This is a genomic window from Verrucomicrobium sp. BvORR106 (genome assembly GCF_000739655.1).
Classification (GTDB): Bacteria; Verrucomicrobiota; Verrucomicrobiia; order Verrucomicrobiales; family Verrucomicrobiaceae; genus Verrucomicrobium.
Genome location: NZ_BATR01000053.1, coordinates 78,936 through 96,088 on the forward strand (window position 1 = coordinate 78,936; position 17,153 = coordinate 96,088).

The window sequence follows — 17,153 nt, forward strand, 5'->3', positions numbered from 1 at the left end:
CGTCTCTGAGCTATGCGATTTACGGCGCAGCCAAGTGTCAGTGGCGCCTGCGTTTCAGCACGGCGTTCACGTACTTGGATCCTCCCTTCACCTTCTCGATGTCGAAGACCGAGACCAGTTCCCAGCCCTCGGCGCCCAGCCGGTTGAGTTCACTCAGCAGCGGTTCGGTGTCGAATTCCGTGCCGGAGAGGAACCTGGATTCCGTCTTCATTTTGAGGATGTGGTACTCCCAAGTGACTGGAGATTCGCTCATGATGCATCCGAGAGTAGCGATCTGATGCAAGGCATGTCAATTCTTCATGCCAGTGGGACAGGCCTGATTCATTAGCTTTGACGTGGTTGCTGCTGACCCCAGCGACCGCCATAGTGAATACGCTCGTGGCGCACTTGCGTGAACGTGGGGTTGATGACGGTGGGAGGGTTGAGGAAATGCTCGTAGGCCAGGCACATTTGCAGGCCTGCCTCCGTAGCGCTGGAGCTCGTCGGAGCGGCATGCGGGGACATTGTGCTTGCCATGCTCTCATGGAGAGGTTAGCATGGAATTGCATGTTTAAGTCATGCTTGTGATATGCAGTTTCAGCTCGAAGACATTCATCCCCTGACTGACTTTCAGCGCAATGCGAAGGCGCATCTTGCGCGGGTCAACAAGACAGGCAGGGCTGAGGTGTTGACCGTAAACGGGAAGGCTGAGGCGGTCCTGGTTGGCAGGCGCTCCTATGAGAAAATCATGGCGGCGATGGAGGAGCTTGAAACACTGAAGTCGATCAATCGCGGGCTGGAGGAGATGGATGCCGGTAAGACTGTCAGTGCATCGGCGGTCCATCAGAAATTGAGAAAGCTGTGAGTGCGTTTGATGTTGAGTACACAGTCTCGGCCGTTGAGGAAATTGAGGAGAGCTTTCGTTGGATCCGTGAGCGAGCCCCAATGGCTGCCGAGAAATGGAGAGAGGAATGGATCAGCAATTGAATCTTTGGCGGACAACCCTCTCAGTTGTCCCATTGACCCTGAGAGCCCCAAATTCGCCAGCGAAATCAGACTGATGCTTTTCAGGAAAAAGCGCTCGCAGATCAGAATCTACTACACAATCAGTGGAAGACGCGTGGTCATCCTCGCGGTAAGGCGGGTTTTTCGCAAGCCGTTGGACAGTGACGACTTCGCTCAGTGAACTTGAACTGCTTGAGTTGAACTACCTGTTGCCCCACGTCGCATATGCTCACTCGGTCAAGCTTACCCGAGCGATGATTTGGAACCGGGAACGTCGAGCAAGGGGCGAATATCAGCTGCTGTTTTTGGGGCCAGAAAGGCAGGATCAGCGGCTGCTTGTCCCACGACATACAGCATGGGCAAAGTGAGGCCACAGGCGATCACGGCACCTTCATCGCCATTTGGTACTCCAACTACAATCAACACCACCAACAAGAGCATCCACAGGCCCAGAAAGAGGTGGCGCAACCAGGCTGTGACCCCCAAGGGGCGGGCAGGAGGCCAATTGAGTTGCGAGGGCAGTTCACGTCTGAGCAAGAGCAGCCAGATCAACGGGGTTGTCACTAGCGCACCGACTGCCCAGGTGATGCTCTCAGTAGCAATAGGGATCGCAATGGAATCAGCCCAGATGGGATAGTCCCAACGACTTTGTCGGAGGCCGTAATACCATGCAGAGGCGGGCGCTCGAAAGGCCCAGAGGGACACCCAAACAACGTAGAACGTGCTTTTTCGATACTTGACGGGGAGTGAGCCAAATGCCCTAAGCCCCTGAAGTGTTAGCCAGAGGCTGATGCTCAATGACAAAAGACCCCGACCCCAATCGGACAGTACTTTGTGGGATGTTTCATGGGCGTGAAGCTGGGAATACCATTCTTCTGATTGGTTGGGCGTTGCACTCTTAGAGAGCTGATCGGCCAGACGTTGAGGGAAGCCGTCCTCCGTGTAGACCGGAATGCAGACGGCGATGAACAGTAAAGCCATCCCTGCTGCCATCAGCAGGAGGCGGAGGGTGGACGCCAGTCGTTTGAGTCGTGCCATACAAAATTCCCAGGCTAAGGAGGGCGTTTTCAAAGAAGTGAACGAGCGCCTGTCTGATCTGCGTAGAGTCCCCTCTCCAACTCAATTTCCATGCACATTAAACGCATTCCCTCCACCGGCCTCATCGCCTTTACCGCCGGAATGATGATTTTTTCCAACGTCAACTTGTCGGCGCAAACCCCGGTCCCTGCCGGCGAGCCCACCAACGCTGATGAGGCCGCGGCCAAGAAGGCGGCCGAAGCCAGGGAGCTGATTGCCAAGTTCGCAGCGTGGAAGTCCAGTCTGCCGGAGAAACAACAGGCCTGGGAAACGGTGCTCGAAAGCAACCTGGGCAACTTCTACCTGCCCCTCTACCAAAAGGACAAGATCAAGACTCCGCCCACCCCGACGGCCTGGGACTACCTGGAAGATGACGCCAAACTTCCCCGCGTACTGCTCATCGGCGACTCTGTGTCCCGCGGCTACACGCTCGCCACCCGGGCGGCGCTCAAGGGCAAGGCCAATGTGCATCGGGCTCCAGAGAACTGCGGCCCCACCGCCAATGGTTTGAAGAAGCTCGACATCTGGCTGGGGGAGGGGAAGTGGGATGTCATCCATTTCAACTTCGGTATCCATGATCGCGCGACTCCCAACGAGGAGTATCTGGTGCGGCTGAAGCAGATCGTGGAACGTCTCAAAAAGACGGGGGCCAAGGTGATATGGGCGACCACGACCCCCATCCCACCCGACACCAAGGACGGCCCCAAAGCCACAGAGTCGATTGAGGAGAAGAACCGGATTGCCCTGGAGTTGATGAAGAGTGAGGGCGTCGCCATTGATGATCTCTATGCCTTCATCCTTCCCCAGCTTGGCACCGTGCAGAACCCCAAGGATGTGCACTTCACCGCGCAGGGATACGAGCTGCTCGGAGGCCAGGTCGCACAGTCAGTGATTGGAGTGATCAACGCCAAGTGAGTGATCCTGCCAGATAGTTATTTCCCATTTACCCTCTCATGAACATCAAGTCATTGCCCCATCTGATACCTTCCGTGTTGTTGCTGGTCGGAGCCTCCACGCTCACTGCGGCCCCTGAGCTGACCTTCAACGATCCCAAACCCCAACGGTACGAACTCACCGCACGAGCCAGCCAGATCGACCCCCGGGCCAAAGAACATCCGGAACTGGAGTTCGTCTTCACCAAGAAGGACAAGCCGGCCGATACGGAACGGGCCATGGTGGATACCCGGGTGAAGCCCCAGGGCAAGCTGGTCATCTGGCTCATGGGATACAACGGTGGTCTGTTCGAGCGCATTTCCAGCTACGGGTTGCACGGCATCCAGGTGCACTATGCCAATGGCTGGTTTGGGAAGTTCTCCAAACTCGCGCCTGCGGATGATGACAAGTATCTGGGCAAGATCCGCCTGGAAGCAGCCACCGGTGAGGACTTCAGCCCGGCGGTGGAAATCCCCAAGCCCGACGGCATGATGGAGCGTTCCTACCAGTTCGTGAAATGGCTCGCCAAGGAGAACCCCCAGGGCAGGTGGGAGACCTTCCTCACCGAGGACGGCAAAGGCCTGCGTTGGGACAAGGTGATCATCTCCGGTGCCTCCCACGGGGCCACCACCGCGGCCCGCTTTGCCAAACATCAAAGGGTGGACCGCGTGGTCATGTTCTGCGGCCCGCGTGATCAGCTGGAGACCTGGCAGGGCCTTCCTTCCGCCACGCCGGAGAACCGCTATTTTGGCTTCAGCCATGTTCTCGACGGAGGCTGGACAGGGGATCACTACTGCCGCTCCTGGGAGATGATCGGTTTGCACCAGTTCGGGCCCATTGTGAACGTGGACCAGGTCAAGGCTCCCTATGGCAATACTCGCCGCCTCATCACGGATGCGGACGTGAAGAACGACGCCAACAAAGCCCACGGCAGCGTGACGCCGGGAGGCTCCGCGGTGAAGAACGCCGCAGGCGAATTCATCCACGAAGACGTCTGGCGTTATCTCTTCAACCAGCCGGTGGACGCCGTGGGGCAGCCCGTGCCCGCTGATGCAGATTGCGAGAAAGACCTGCGTGGCAAAGAGAAGAAGGCCAAGTAGTCCGGTGATGGGGGCGGACCGCTACTCCGGCTTCTGCCAGGGTACGGCTCCGCCCATTTGAATGTGTCGACGCAATGCTGTCGAAAGCTCCCGGCTGACCTTGGGAGCTTTCCCCATGGCATTGCGTTCCTCCTTGGGATCGTCCTTCAGGTTGTAGAGTTCCAGTGGGAAAAAGGGTCCGTTTTGCATGAGTTTCCAGCCGTCTTTGATGATGGCCTCATAGCTTTTGCCGCCGTATTCAGGGCCGCCTTCACGGCGCACGAAATAGAGCTCGCGGCCCTCCGGCATTGGCTGCCCTTTCAACGCGGAGGCCAGACTTACCGCATCCGTGCCCGCTGGTTGCGCAACACCAGCGAGTTCAAGGAAAGTGGCGCCGCTGTCGAATCCCAGTCCGGCATAGTCCTGGCGTGACCCTGCGGTGACATGCCCCGGCCAGCGCACCAGAAAGGGCACGCGCAGCCCGCCGTCGTAGTGGTCCTGCTTTCCTCCCCGCCACGGGAGGTTGCTCTGGCCGTGAGGCAGGGATCCTCCATTGTCAGCGGTGAAAACGACGACCGTGTTTTGTGCCAGCCCCGTTTCGTCCAGCGTCTTCAGCACCTGGCCGATGCGGTCATCCAGGTGCTCGACAAACGCCACATTGGTCGCCCGCTTTTCTTCCAGGTCCGCATGTCGTTGCTTCACCCGATCCAGCCATTCCTGCGGCGGCTCGATGGGGAAGTGCGGTGCGTTGAAGGCGAGATAGAGGAAGAACGGCTTGTCCGCGTTCGATGCACGGGATTTGAGATAGTCGTCGGCCCACTGGCTGAAGAGATCCGTGGCATGCCCCTCAGGCTGGATGACCTCCTGGTTGTGGCGCATGTAGTTGTTTCCATGACGCAGGTGGGTCGTGTAGCTGTCCATCATGTCTCCCAGAAAACCGTGGAAGAGATCAAATCCACGTTCATTTGGCAGATTGGGGGATTCCAGCCCCAGATGCCATTTGCCGATTGCCGCCGTATGATAGCCAACGTCATGCAATCGGTTGGCCAGAGTCGGGAGATTGGGTTTCAGGTATCCCCAGGTGTTCTCCGGTTGCGTACGAATCACCCCCGGTACCCCTGCCCGGTCGGGATAGAGTCCGGTCAGGATGGCGGCCCGGCTGGGTGAGCACACCGTGCAGTTCGCCCGCATGTTGGTGAAGAGCATGCCTTCCTTTGCCAGGCTGTCGATGTGGGGCGTCTGCACGTCCTTGGCGCCGTAGGCCGAGACATCGCCATAGCCGTGATCATCGGTGATGATGAGGAGGAAGTTGGGGCGTGTGGCCGCGGGGAGATGGGCCGCGGTGGAGGCAAGGCATGCCAAGGCCAGGATCAGGAGTCGGAGCGGGAGCATGGATGAGGGGAAGCGTGAAGGTGCGGACGTCGGGAGGACGAAGAATGAGTGGGTGTTCAACGGAGGTCGTAGGGCGGGCATTTCAGGAGAGATGGGGAGGGGATTGGGTGGTAACAGAGATGAGATCCACAATCGCGCACTCAGGCTCCAAAAGGCCAAGTTCCTTTGAGACCGGATTGAATCCCGAACCCCGAAGGGGATCCGTAACACAGCCCAACGTTGGACGAGCCTTAAGCGAGTCAACGTTGGGTGTATTCAAAGAGAAACGTCAACCTTGAAAAGGTTGTGTAGATGCTGCATCACATTGACCGTCGCCTTTCCCCTCCGATTCGATGGCCCAGTCCTTTTCAGCAATCTATCCTCATTCGGTTTTCTCAACCAGAGAGAGGCGTCAGTATTTCAAAGATGCCATTCTCCGAGGGGAACTTCACGCATTTCTAGGAGGCGTGGCCAGAACCTTGGAGTGCACACCTCTACAGATTGGTGGTGTTGAAGATCACGTGCATCTTTTGATTCGGGTCACACGCACTTTGTCGACTGCGGAGATCGTTAAGGAACTCAAACGTCATTCCAACGTCTGGTTCAAAGAGAAATCACCTGAACATGCCGACTTCTCTTGGCAGGGCGGGTACGCTGCTTTTTCGGTGAGTGTCTCGAGTATTGATGCGGTGCGCCGGTACATTGAGAATCAAGAGGAGCATCACAAGAAAGTTGATTTCAAGGACGAGCTCCGTGCATTGTTGAAACGACACGGCGTCGAGTGGGACGAGCGGTATGCATGGGATTGAGGTGCGTGATAGGCGGGGAGCGTGTACACAACCTTTTCAAGGTTGAAAATGCTCTTGAAGGCTACCCACCGTTTGCTCGCTTGAGGCTCGCCAACGGTGGGCTGTGTTACGGATCCCCGCTGGGGATCGGTTCAAATGGGATTTGGATTCTAGTTGCCCGGTGCCGCCGCCTTCTTCCTCCCTGCCCCACGCTTGGCTTCAGCGTCATTCAACGGCCCGGACATCGGTGGGGTCTCGAAGAACTTTCCATCGTCCACCAACCTTGGATCGCCGGTGCGTTGCAACTCATCCAACAACCGCTTCTCCAATCCTGCTTTCACCGCGGCATAGGTCGGATCCTCGGCCACGTTCTTGGTCTGGTGCGGGTCCTTTTTCAGGTCATAAAGCTCCACGCGCGGACGCTTGCCATACACCCAGTCGAAATGGGCCTTCCATTCGGGCGTGTTGCGCTGACCCACCAGCCAGGCCTTGGTGGGGCCGGAATCCTCATCGGGCAGGGTGGCCCGGGTCTCGTCTCTTATTTCCTCGTACGTTGGTGGGTCGGCGCTGTCGAGGCGATACGGGTCGCCCATGGGATAGCGGTCGGGTTTGAAGTTGATGATCAAAAGGTGATCCGCAGTGTGGATGGCCCGCTGCGGATAGGGCATGTAGTCGGCCCGGGCGTTTTCCACATGGCGTTCGCGTCCGGTCACCACCCAGGTGCGGCTCTCATCCACCTGGCCTGATTTGTCAGACTTCAATATCGACCACAGACTCTTCCCGGTCATGACTTCCGGCACAGCCACGCCGCCGGTTTCGAGGAAGGTCGGTGCGAGGTCGGGGAGGTTCACGAAGTCGTCCACCACGCGTCCGCCCTTCACGCCCGGTCCGGCGATAGCCAGGCTCACTCCGGTGCCGAAGTCGTAGAGGTTGCATTTGCCATGAGGGAATCCGGGGGCGCCATGATCGCCGCTGATGACGATGAGTGTGTTTTCCAGTTCACCTCGTTTGGTGAGGTCTTCTACGAGCAGGCCGATGGCGTTGTCCAGAGCCTGGATTTCGCCGAAGTAGTCCGCCAGATCTTCCCGCACCTCTGGCACGTCTGGGAGGAACGGTGGCATCTTGCCCTTCAGCGTGTCGGGATCGATCTGCCACAAGGCTTTGCCGCTGCCCTGCTGCCAGGAGCGATGCACGTTGGTAGGGCCAAACCAGTAACAGAAGGGCGTGCCGGGTTCCCGGGCGGAGAGGAAGTCGCGGAAGTTGCCCAGCACCTCATGATAGAGCTCCTGCTTTGCTGCTTCCGCGTCTTTGCCCTGAGCCACCATGGCGGTGACATTCTGAGAGAACTTGTTGAACCGTCCACCCGCTTTCTGGAAGGCGTACTTCTGCCCTCCGTAGGGGGCATCGGCGGGGGTGCCGGGGCCCCATACCTTGTAGGTCTTGCCAATGTGGTAGCCGGCGTCCTTCAACAGCAAGGGATAGGAGGGGATCTTCTCATCCCACACGGCCCCACGCAGAATGGCACCGCGACCCGTGCGCCAGAAATACTGTCCGGAAAGCAGCGAACTGCGGCAGGGCGTGCACGAGGGGGCGTTGACATGGGCATTGCGAAACAAGACCCCTTCACGTGCGATTCGGTCGAAGTTAGGAGTGCGAACCACGTCATTGAGTCCGCCGGGTCCATTGACCTCCGAGTAGATGCTGGCGTAGCGGCCCCAGTCATCAGCAAAGATGAAGAGGATGTTGGGACGTTTGGTTTCCGCGCCTTTCAGGCAAGGAGTTGCCCACATGCCCAGGCAGAGGGCGGCGAAGAAGAGCGAGAAGAATTTCATAGTGACGGAGAAAGGGGGACGGTGCGGAGATGGGCCTCTAGTCCAGTTGCGGAGTGCCAGGCACCACGCCGGATTGGTGTTTGGCAACCGCTTCCTGAATGCGGCTTAGGATCTCGGGATGATCTGTGGTCAGCGATCGTTTCTCCCCCACATCCTGGCCGAGGTGGAAGAGCAGGGGAGGATCCTGCACTTCACGTTTACCCGGACCATAGCCTGGCTGGGTGACAAAGTGGGCTTTCCACTCACCCAGACGGCAGGCATAGAGCTGGTCGCCGCGGTAGTAGAAGAAAGGGCGTTCGGGCAGTGCTTTGCCCTCCAGCAGGTGCGGGCGGATGTCGGTGCCATCGATCACTCGGTCCTTGGGGACTTCAGCGCCAGCGAGGGCCACGGAGGTGGCAAACAGATCCATGGAGTTGGCGGGTGTGCGACTCACACCTGGCTTGATGTGTCCGGGCCACCAGGCGATACCCGGGACGCGCATGCCGCCCTCCCAATTGCTGCCCTTGCCGTCTTTGAGAGGGCCGGCGCTGCCTCCTTGAGCTCCCATGATCAGCCAGGGGCCGTTGTCGCTGGTGAAGAACACCAGTGTATTTTCCGCGAGCCCTTCCTTGCGGAGGGTTTCGAGCACCTGACCCACGCTCCAGTCCAGCTCCTCCACGGTGTCGCCATAGATGCCAGCCCGGCTCTTGCCTTTGAAGTTCTCAGACGCGAACAGCGGGACATGCGGGAAGCTGTGAGCCATATAGAGGAAGAACGGTTGCCCTTTCTTCCGTTGGATGAATTTCACGGCCTCCTCGGTGTAGTGCCCGGTGAGATGAACTTGGTCGGCGGGCTTTTCCACCACCTCGCCATTGCGCAGCAGGGGCACGTTCCAACCATCAGTCGGCGGGGTGGGGGATCCGGTGGCCCCCTTGGGAAGATCAGGCCGGGCGTCCATGTCATTGGAGTACGGGAGCCCGAAGCTCTGGTCGAACCCCTGATCCAGAGGGCGTGATCCCTCGTGAATGCCGAGGTGCCACTTGCCTACATGGGCGGTGGCGTAGCCGCGGGTCTTCAAGGCTTCTGGAAGAGTGATCTCACCCGCGGGCAATCCACCGGCGGAATTGGGAAACAACACTCGCCGTTTCCCATACATGCCGCTGCGCACTGGGTAGCGTCCCGTGAGCAGGGCGGCTCGGCTGGGCGTGCAGACCTCTGAGGCAACGTAGAAGTCGGTGAAGCGCAATCCCTCGGCCGCCATTTGGTCGAGGTGCGGTGTGGCGATGGTGGGGGAGCCATAGCAGCCTAGATCGCCATAGCCCAAGTCATCGGCAAAGATGATTATAATGTTGGGCGGCCGATCAGCAGCCTGCGCGCTCAGGCTGAGCGTGAGGCCCGCCGCCGCAGTGGCGAGGAGGAGAAATCGGGAGGTGAAGGTCATTTGGCAGAGGAGACAGTTTTGGTCTTGGGCTTTGAATTCGTCGTAGTGACCCATTTCATCAGCTCCTGGTGCAGGGAGCGGGTCTTTTCAGGCTGCTCGGTGCTCAGATTGTGTTGTTCCCCGGGATCGGAGGCAAGGTCGTAGAGTTCATTCTGGCCGGTGGTGAAAAAGTGGATCAGTTTCCATGAACCCAGTCGGAGCGCGGCCGAGGGCTGGCTGCCGGAGCCATGCTCATGGGGGTAGTACCAGGCCAGGGGGCGCTCCTGGAGAGAGTTGTCCTTCCCGGCGTCGGCGAGGCTGGCGAGGGATCGCCCATCGAGGTGCTGCTCTGGCAACTGGGGCAGCCCGCTCAGTTCCAGCAGGGTGGGGTAGAGATCGGGCGTGTAGGCCGGGGTTCCGATCACGGTCCCGCCTTTCAGATGGCCCGGCCAGGAGATGTAGCACGGAGTGCGGATGCCGCCTTCATAGTTCCAGCCCTTGCCGCAGCGCAGCGGGAGGTTGCTGGTGGGGCCGGTGCGATCTTTGGCGAGCGTGCACAGTCCGCCATTGTCTGAAGTGAAAACCACGATGGTCTTCTCTCGCAGCTTCTGCTCTTCCAGCACCTTGAGCACACGACCGATGTTGGTATCCAGATTCTCCAGCAGAGCTGCGTAGGCAGGGTCATCTTGGCGGGGGCGAGACTGGGCTCCAAAGGGAGCCTCCAGTGGAGGAGCGGGAGCGTCGCCATACATCGCCTTGGCCTTGGCCTGGTATTTTGCCACCAGTTGCTGCGGTGGCTGGATAGGGGTGTGCACCGCGTAGTGGGAGAAGCACAGGAGGAAGGGCTTGGTGGCGTCGCGTTGTTTCAAAAACTCCAGCGCCTTTCCAGTCAGGGCATCCGTCAGATACTCGCCTTCGGCGCGTGGTTCCAGATCAGGCACGTCCCAGAGCGTGTCTTTGCCGTCCTTCTTGCGGTAGGGGTAGTAGTAGCTCGCCGGCTGGCCACCCCGATTGACGGCGGCGGTCCATTGAAAGCCATGTTGAGCGGGCTGGTCTGCATCGGCCTCACCCAAGTGCCACTTTCCCACATAGCCTGTCTGATATCCCTGAGCGGCAAAGGCCTCGCCAATTGTCGTTTCAGCGGCGGGAAGGGCCACGCCGGACTTGGGCTTGATGTAGTCGGTGATGCCCACGCGTTGCGGCACCTTGCCAGTCATGAGCGCGGCCCGGGTGGGGGAGCAGACGGGATGAGCGGAGTAAAAGCTGCTGAAGCGGACGCCCGATGCCGCCAAGGCGTCGATCGCCGGGGTTTCATAGAATTTGGATCCTTCCACGCCCAGGTCCTGGCTTCCCAGGTCATCCACGAGAAAGAGCAGAACATTGGGGCGCTCCGGGGTGGCGGCAGCGGCTACGCTGCCAGCCAGAAGGATCGCGGCAAGGGTCAGGGAAAATCGTTTCATCCTTGTGAATGACTGGACGGTGGAAAGGTAGGCGCAGAATTATCGCGAACGCTCCAAAAGACGGCGCTGGATGCGGCCCGCGGGCTCCTTGAATGACAGTCCGCGCACGACTGCCTGGGCCTCCCCCAGCGGCACGTGTCCGGCATCCGTCAGAAAGTCCAACGCATTCAGGGCTGCGAGTGTTTCATGGGCATTTCCGTTGGAGATAACCTCCTTCAGCGTCGCCAGTCCCACCCGATCCTCCTGTATCCAAGCCAATGCCTCTGCGGCCGCCACCCGGACATCAGGCCATTCATCTGATTTCGCCAGCGTCACCAGCCATTCTTTGTTCACTGCCGCTTTTTCTTTCAGGATCAGGCAGCCGGTTGCCCCCCAGTACCGGATGACAGGGTGGGGATCTACCATGGCGTTCACCAGAACCGGCAGATCCTCCACCTTTCCGGTACTCGCCGTATTGGCCGCATCAATGATGCGCTCCAACGGGTAATCGCTGCTTTGAGCATAGTCATACAGGGTCTTGTCTCCCGCCAGCCGTGTGTACATGCCTTCCGGGATGAACCCGGTGTCCCGAGTCTGAAGCAGTTTCTGACGCAAAAGCTTCGCCATCTCCTGTAGCTTCGCCGCTTGCTCTGGCGCTGCGGCCAGATTCTTTACGTCGTACGGGTCCCCGGCGGCATCATACAGTTCTTCGCCGGACTTGGGCTGCCAGTAAGCCGACTGTGCGGGGTTGCACTTGCCTGCTTGATATTCCGCGAACCAGGAACGCATGCTCGGTTGTACCTCGAACGGGTAGCTGTAAGGCTGGCCCCAAGGGCGATGAGGGCTATAGTTCCGAATGTAGAGATAGCTGTCGGTGCGAATGGCCCGGGCTGTGTCGTAACGCTCATCCATGCGGCCGCGGAAGAGGAACACTTCATCACGAGGTGCGGTCTTGGTTTCACCGAGAAAGGCACGTCCTTCGTAGTTGGCGGGCTGGGCGATGCCACACAGGCTGAAGACGGTGGCGGGGAAGTCGGCGAAACACACCAGTTGCTCCACCCAGCTCCCAGGGGCTGCGGGACGCCAAGCAGCCCATTTCTCCGGGATGCGGATGATCAGAGGCACGCGGGTGCCGGAGTCATGCAGATGTCGCTTGCCGCCCGGCAGTGCGCCACCGTGGTCGCCGTAGTAGAAGACGATGGTGTCATTCGCCAGGCCTTCTTTCTCAAGCTCCTTGAGCACCTCGCCCACCTGGCTGTCCATCAGGGTGATCTGGTCGTAGTAGTTGGCCCAGTCCTTCCGGATCTCGGGCGTGTCGGGATGATAGGGAGGCAGCACCATCTTCTCCGGCGATACGCGGAAGGTGTCCTTGCCGTTCTTGGGGGTTACCTGGCTTTCATGGCTGGAGGTGAAGTTGAACACGGCAAAGAACGGCTGCCCCGCGGCGCGGTGGCGATAGTGCGCCTGCTTGTTGCTTTCATTCCAGACGTTATTTCCTGCGCCCGCCACATTGTAGTCGGTCTTCACGTTGTTGGTGCAGAAGTAGCCGGCGGCTCGCAGCACCTCGGGGTAGAGCTTGAATCCGGCCGGGATGGCCACGTCACTGCGGTGGTTCTGCACGCCCAGGCTGGAGGCATGCATGCCGGTGATCAGGGTGCTGCGCGAGGCGGAGCAGACCGGGGCGTTGGCGAAGGCCCTGCGATAGCGAAAGCCCTCGGCGGCCAGCTTGTCCAGATTCGGCGTCTGGGCCAGGGCATCGCCATAGCAGCCCAGGTAGGGGCTGTTGTCCTCACTAGTCACCCACAGGATGTTGGGGCGTTCGGCGGCGCAGGCAGGGATGGCGTGAAGGTTCAGCAGGCCAACCAAAAGCAGAAGGATGAGGCGAAGCGGGGGCATGAGTCGCTCGATAACGCCCCGCCACCCCCCTGCCTTGCGCCAAAGTGCGCCGATCTATTTCATTTCCAAAAGGCGCGGACAGTGGCTTCCCAGGCATCGGCCATCACTTGATGCCCTGCATAGGTGGGGTGCACACCATCCCAGATCCAATAGTTCGCCGGTGCGCGCTTGCAGGCATCATCAAATGCCTGCTGGTACTTTACCAGGGCGGCCCCGTGCTTTGCCGCTAGTTGCGCGACAATGGCCTGCCGTTGCTCGATGCTGGCTTTTGCGGCCTCCCAGTTCTCTTTCTTTTTGCTCACAGGCAGGAGAAAGGGTTCGCCGAGCACGAGTTTGACTGAGGGAAAGGCAGCCTTGGTCTCTGTGAGCAGTTTGTCATAGCCTGCCTCGTACTCTGCCATGGGAACATCGCGCCCGTCGTCATTCACCCCAATGAGGATGCTCAAAAGATCCGGCTTGAGGTCGAGAGTATCCTTTTGCCAGCGTGCGGCCAGATCGGAGACTTTGTTGCCGCTGATGCCGCGGTTCAGAAAGGTGAGATTGTGGGAGGGGAACGCGGCCCCGTGTTTTGCCGCGATGATGAAGGCATAGCCATGACCCAGGATGTGATTCGGATCCGCCGTCCGCCCCCGGTTTCCGTCCGCAATAGAGTCACCCTGGAAGAGAATGCGACATTCTGGGGAGAAGGCTGGCAGAGGCTCGGCACCCTGGCTGGACAGGAGAAACATGCTGGCGCTCGCAAGCGTGGTTAACAGGAGGCGGGGCAGGCTCATAAGATGGGCCAATGTTGTATTGCCCCGATCAATAGTACCATTGATTTTATCAAGTCGCGGGCTCCGCCGCCTCTCTCCAGAGTGGCGGCCATGCAAACGCTCTACCGGACTCCCCACCTGACGCCTGACCGCTCCGACCGGGACCGCGGTTCCCGTATGACTCTCCGCCCCGCCACCCAGACGGATCGTGAACACATCTCCGCCATCCGGCACGAAGTCTACGCCCAGGAGATCGGGCAGCATCCGGCGAATCCAACCGGCAAGCTCTCGGATCGGCTCGATGCCACCAATCACTACCTCGTGCTGGAGATAGATGGCGGCTTGGCTGGGTTCATCAGCATCACCCCACCTCAGAGTCCGTCCTACTCCATCGACAAGTACTTCAGCCGTGAGGAGCTGCCCTTCCCTGTGCACTCTGCCCTGTATGAGGTGCGACTTTTGACGGTGCTCAAGGCGAGCCGGGGGTCAGAAATCGCCGCCCTGCTCATGTACGGAGCCCTGCGCTGGGTGGAGTCCCGCGGCGGCACGCACATCATGGCCATCGGCCGGGAGGAGGTGCTTTCCATCTATCTGAAGGCGGGGCTTCGCGACTGCGGGGCCAGTGTGCAATCAGGGGCGGTGACATACCGCCTGCTGCACGCTCAGGTCGAGGCGCTTCACCGGGAGACGGACCGCATGACCGGCTTGCTGGACCGCCTGGAGCGGCATGTGAACTGGCAGCTCGGCATCACTTTCCGCAAGCCCGCTGCCTGTTTTCATGGAGGCGCGTTTTTTGACCGTATTGGCCCGCGCTTCGACCGCCTGGATTCCGCGCAGGGGATCATCAACGCGGATGTGCTGGATGCATGGTATCCCCCCGCACCTGCGGTTCAGGAAACTCTGGAGCGGCACCTGCCCTGGTTGCTGCGCACCTCGCCGCCCACTGATTGTGGCGGGTTGCTGGAGGTCATTGCCGCCGCCCGCGGCGTGCGCTCCTCCCAGCTACTGCCCGGAGCGGGCTCTTCTGATCTCATCTTCCGCGCCTTCTCCCGCTGGCTCACCCCTGCCTCCCGCGTGCTGCTGCTGGACCCCACCTACGGCGAGTACGCGCATGTGCTGGAGAAAGTCATCCGCTGCCAGGTGGACCGCCTCACGCTGAAGCGCGAGGACCGCTATGAAGTGCCTTTGGAAACGCTGAAGACCGCCTTGGGCCGTGGCTATGATCTCGTGGTGCTGGTCAATCCCAACAGTCCCACGGGCAGGCACGTCACCCGGCAGAACCTGCTTCAAACCCTGGCTGCCGCGCCCGCCTCCACACGGGTGTGGATCGATGAAACGTACGTGGACTTTGTGGACCCGGCCCAGTCTCTGGAGACTGCCGCCGCCCAGAGTGAGAATCTGATCGTGTGCAAGTCCATGTCCAAGGCGTATGCCCTGAGCGGGGCCAGAGTGGCCTATCTTTGCGCCGCCGTGCATCAGCTTGAGGAATTGCGCGCCTGGACGCCGCCGTGGGTGGTGAGCCTGCCCTCACAGGTCGCGGCAGTTAACGCCCTCCAGAGCCCTGCCTACTACACCGCCCGCTGGGCTGAGACCCGGGAGCTGCGGGAGAACTTGGCGGCTGCTCTGCGCTACCGCGGATTCCAGGTGGTGCCCGGTTCTGCCAACTATCTTCTCACCCATCTCCCGTCCGAAGGCCCCTCCGCTGCCGAGTTGGTCAGCGCTTGCAGAGGCTTTGGTCTCTACCTTCGGGACGCCGGAGGCATGGGCTCGCAACTCGGAGACCGCGCCTTGCGCTTTGCCGTGAAGGATGCGGCCACCAATCGCCGGATGCTGAGCATTCTTGATGTGTGCCTGGACTGACCCGGCTGACGCAAAAAGAGGCCATCAGCGGGCAATTCGCGGCAGCTCGCTTCGCCACTTGATTCGTATGATGGGGGCATGAAAACCCCCGCTGCAGATCAATCCCTCAATCGTTCCCTGGCCTACGCGCTGGCCCGCGTTGGGCTGGGCGTGAACATTGCCTTGCATGGCTTGGTGCGTTTGCCCAAGCTCGAAGCCTTTGCCACGGGGATGCAGGAGCAGTTTGCCAAAAGTGTGCTGCCGGGCGGGCTGGCCCACGTCACTGCCTACGGCATCGCCATCGGTGAGGCAGTCTTGGGGTTGATGATCCTGGTGGGCTGGTTCCTGCGGCCCGCGCTGGTCCTCGGCGCTCTTCTGATGATCCTGCTGATCACTGGCACCTGCCTGATCGAGAACTGGAGCGGGGCAGGCTTGCAGATGACCTATCTGGGTTTCTATGCCGTCATGATCGCCACCGTTCAGCATGATGGCTGCTCCATCGACAGCCTGCGTCGGCGATAGTTGGGGCAGGGTCCTCTCTGTTTGAAAAACCACCCTTGCCATCCAGGCTTGTCTGATCAAGTTGGCCTATGAGCTACCAAATTCCTGTCAGCGACTACGAGGAAACTTCTGGCATCGTCTTCTTTGCCCGCATGGTGGACAAGATCCGCCTGCACGCCGCGGGCAAGCTGGCTCCGGACTATCTGCGGGGGTTCATGGATCTCACCTGCCTGGACGCGCGCTTCTGCCGCTTCTGGGAGGTAGACTATGACCGATTGGAGGCCCGCACGTTGGAGGGCGGCACCAATGAAGAGTTGCTCGCCTGGTGCTTCGAGGGTCGCAAGTTCCCCAACGATGAGCAGATTCTCGTCTGGAACTCCTTCCTGATCAAACGCGGCTGGCGTGACAGTGGCTCCCCGGGGATCATTGAGGCCAAGGCCACCAACGGCTGGCAGGACCGCAACGACATCCAGACCTACGTGGATCTGCACGACATGGACGAAGGCCGTCAGCCCCGGTTCTCGTCTTAGCCTTTCCTTGGCGGTATTGAAGGGGTGGGGTGGCACTGTTCTTTCTTCACGATGCAGGCCCCATCCCTGCATCCCATGAGAGTTCTCTCCGTCAACCGATCCCTGGTCCGCCTCGTTGAGGTGAACGGCAAGGAAGTTCCCACTGGCATCTACAAGGAGCCGGTGCATGCCCCCGTCATGGTGCACCCGCTGGGATTGGAAGAGGATGGGCAGGCCGATCTAAAGGTGCACGGCGGCCCCTATCAGGCTGTCTATGCCTACCCCGCGGAGCACTATGCGCACTGGCAGCAGGAGTTGAACCGTGACCATCTGGAACCAGGAACCTTTGGTGAGAATCTCACCGTCAGTGGGTTGTTGGAATCCGAGGTGTGTATCGGGGATGTCCACCGGATCGGTGGGGCCGTCCTGCAAGTCACCTGCGAGCGCATTCCTTGCTTCAAGCTGGGGCACAAGCTGAACCGGCCCGATATCCTGAAGCCCTTTTTGCAGAGTGGCCGCAGCGGCTTTTACTACCGTGTTCTTCAGACCGGTCAGGTGGCTGCCGGGGATGCGATCGAGATCCTGGAACGCCATGCAGAAGAGGTCACCGTGAGGGCTCTGCTTGGCATGCACCGGCTTCACGAGGGCACCCCTGATGATCTGCGCCGGGCGTTGAAGGTCGAGGCGCTGTCTCCGCTGGTGCGGAAGGAGTTCGAGGAAAAGCTGGAGAAGAATTGAGTTCGCGCACGGCCGG

Annotated in this window: 17 protein-coding genes; 8 read left to right on the plus strand and 9 right to left on the minus strand. The window is 60.0% G+C overall.

What is annotated here, in order from left to right:
* Positions 1–37 precede the first annotated feature (37 nt).
* Positions 38–253: a DUF4177 domain-containing protein gene (locus tag BV106_RS08520; protein WP_051945430.1), complete on the minus strand. Its 216-nt coding sequence runs from the start codon at positions 251–253 to the stop codon at positions 38–40.
* Between the two features lie 71 nt (positions 254–324).
* Positions 325–516 (minus strand): hypothetical protein, encoded by a 192-nt coding sequence (locus BV106_RS08525; RefSeq protein WP_265595455.1) that lies wholly within the window; start codon positions 514–516, stop codon positions 325–327.
* 52 nt (positions 517–568) lie between these two features.
* Between BV106_RS08525 and BV106_RS08530 the strand changes: the two genes are divergently transcribed.
* Entirely contained in the window at positions 569–844 is a 276-nt protein-coding gene (locus BV106_RS08530; protein WP_038163382.1) for a type II toxin-antitoxin system Phd/YefM family antitoxin, read from the plus strand.
* A 383-nt stretch (positions 845–1,227) separates the two neighbouring features.
* On the opposite strand, the gene BV106_RS08540 is transcribed toward BV106_RS08530, so the two are convergent.
* The gene (locus tag BV106_RS08540; protein WP_038163387.1) at positions 1,228–2,022 is read right to left on the minus strand and encodes a hypothetical protein; all 795 of its coding nucleotides are present in this window, start codon (positions 2,020–2,022) and stop codon (positions 1,228–1,230) included.
* A gap of 90 nt (positions 2,023–2,112) precedes the next feature.
* Between BV106_RS08540 and BV106_RS08545 the strand changes: the two genes are divergently transcribed.
* Positions 2,113–2,976 carry an SGNH/GDSL hydrolase family protein gene (locus tag BV106_RS08545; protein ID WP_038163389.1) on the plus strand — a complete coding sequence of 288 codons (864 nt, stop codon included), beginning with the start codon at positions 2,113–2,115 and terminating at the stop codon, positions 2,974–2,976.
* Between the two features lie 38 nt (positions 2,977–3,014).
* Positions 3,015–4,094 (plus strand): hypothetical protein, encoded by a 1,080-nt coding sequence (locus BV106_RS08550; RefSeq protein ID WP_038163391.1) that lies wholly within the window; start codon positions 3,015–3,017, stop codon positions 4,092–4,094.
* Between the two features lie 21 nt (positions 4,095–4,115).
* Here BV106_RS08550 and BV106_RS08555 read toward each other — a convergent pair whose 3' ends face one another.
* Positions 4,116–5,465: a sulfatase-like hydrolase/transferase gene (locus tag BV106_RS08555; RefSeq protein WP_038163393.1), complete on the minus strand. Its 1,350-nt coding sequence runs from the start codon at positions 5,463–5,465 to the stop codon at positions 4,116–4,118.
* Between the two features lie 332 nt (positions 5,466–5,797).
* On the opposite strand from BV106_RS08555, the gene tnpA reads away from it, so the two are divergent.
* Positions 5,798–6,253: an IS200/IS605 family transposase gene (tnpA, locus tag BV106_RS08560; protein WP_038163396.1), complete on the plus strand. Its 456-nt coding sequence runs from the start codon at positions 5,798–5,800 to the stop codon at positions 6,251–6,253.
* A 149-nt stretch (positions 6,254–6,402) separates the two neighbouring features.
* Here the strand turns inward: tnpA and BV106_RS08565 are convergent, their stop codons facing one another.
* From BV106_RS08565 to BV106_RS08585, 5 genes are read right to left on the minus strand one after another with little or no spacing between them, the layout of a single operon-like run.
* The gene (locus BV106_RS08565; protein WP_038163397.1) at positions 6,403–8,064 is read right to left on the minus strand and encodes a sulfatase; all 1,662 of its coding nucleotides are present in this window, start codon (positions 8,062–8,064) and stop codon (positions 6,403–6,405) included.
* 37 nt (positions 8,065–8,101) lie between these two features.
* Positions 8,102–9,484, minus strand: a complete 1,383-nt coding sequence (locus BV106_RS08570; RefSeq protein WP_038163399.1) for a sulfatase — start codon at positions 9,482–9,484, stop codon at positions 8,102–8,104.
* Positions 9,481–10,923 carry a sulfatase gene (locus tag BV106_RS08575; RefSeq protein ID WP_038163401.1) on the minus strand — a complete coding sequence of 481 codons (1,443 nt, stop codon included), beginning with the start codon at positions 10,921–10,923 and terminating at the stop codon, positions 9,481–9,483. Before BV106_RS08575 ends, BV106_RS08570 begins: the two co-directional genes overlap by 4 nt.
* A gap of 39 nt (positions 10,924–10,962) precedes the next feature.
* Positions 10,963–12,798, minus strand: coding sequence for a sulfatase-like hydrolase/transferase (locus BV106_RS08580; protein WP_051945433.1), 1,836 nt, complete (start codon positions 12,796–12,798; stop codon positions 10,963–10,965).
* Between the two features lie 59 nt (positions 12,799–12,857).
* The gene (locus BV106_RS08585) at positions 12,858–13,571 is read right to left on the minus strand and encodes an SGNH/GDSL hydrolase family protein (protein WP_081891610.1); all 714 of its coding nucleotides are present in this window, start codon (positions 13,569–13,571) and stop codon (positions 12,858–12,860) included.
* Positions 13,572–13,661: 90 nt separating this feature from the next.
* Here BV106_RS08585 and BV106_RS08590 point away from each other — a divergent pair, with 90 nt between their 5' ends.
* From BV106_RS08590 to BV106_RS08605, 4 genes are all read left to right on the plus strand, one after another.
* The gene (locus BV106_RS08590) at positions 13,662–15,410 is read left to right on the plus strand and encodes a histidinol-phosphate transaminase (RefSeq protein WP_051945436.1); all 1,749 of its coding nucleotides are present in this window, start codon (positions 13,662–13,664) and stop codon (positions 15,408–15,410) included.
* Between the two features lie 78 nt (positions 15,411–15,488).
* Entirely contained in the window at positions 15,489–15,911 is a 423-nt protein-coding gene (locus tag BV106_RS08595) for a DoxX family protein (RefSeq protein ID WP_038163405.1), read from the plus strand.
* 68 nt (positions 15,912–15,979) lie between these two features.
* On the plus strand, positions 15,980–16,420 hold the full coding sequence (locus BV106_RS08600; RefSeq protein ID WP_038163407.1) for a DUF5069 domain-containing protein: 441 nt from the start codon (positions 15,980–15,982) through the stop codon (positions 16,418–16,420).
* 75 nt (positions 16,421–16,495) lie between these two features.
* The gene (locus BV106_RS08605; RefSeq protein ID WP_038163459.1) at positions 16,496–17,137 is read left to right on the plus strand and encodes an MOSC domain-containing protein; all 642 of its coding nucleotides are present in this window, start codon (positions 16,496–16,498) and stop codon (positions 17,135–17,137) included.
* The last annotated feature ends 16 nt before the right edge of the window (positions 17,138–17,153 follow it).